The sequence below is a fragment of the Pseudoalteromonas sp. S408 genome (assembly GCF_005886645.1).
Classification (GTDB): domain Bacteria; phylum Pseudomonadota; class Gammaproteobacteria; order Enterobacterales; family Alteromonadaceae; genus Pseudoalteromonas.
Genome location: NZ_PNDY01000055.1, coordinates 1 through 362 on the forward strand (window position 1 = coordinate 1; position 362 = coordinate 362).

The 362-nt window shown below is 37.6% G+C and carries 1 protein-coding gene; it reads right to left on the reverse strand.

The genetic code is table 11. The annotated features are described in order from the left end of the window. A partial coding sequence (locus tag CWB62_RS18445) for a hypothetical protein (RefSeq protein ID WP_138556295.1) occupies positions 1–342 on the reverse strand: 342 nt, incomplete at its 3' end. Between the last annotated feature and the right edge of the window lie 20 nt (positions 343–362).

Genomic DNA, 362 nt, shown 5'->3' on the forward strand with positions numbered 1-362 from the left:
TCGCTTCTTCTTAAGTAGCCCACTGCTTGATGTACCATTAGATTCTTCTGGAATTGATTCATCACCATTATCAGATTGCTTTCTTTTAAGCTGCAATTGTTTTTCCATGTATTTGTTTTGAAGAAAGCGATACGCGTCATCTGTTGTAATTCCACTACCATCTTCAGCAATGTAAAACCGCTGGCTAACATCTGCTTTGTTCTTAACAAGTGGGAGTGAGCCAACTATTTCCAAATGCAAAGTACCTGTCCAAAACTTTTGCTTCAATACAGATGCAATTACTTTTCCCTGTTCTGACTTTTCAAGTATGGAAAGGCTTCCGATTATATCTGAAATTCTCAATTCTGTTTCCCAGGTTGATT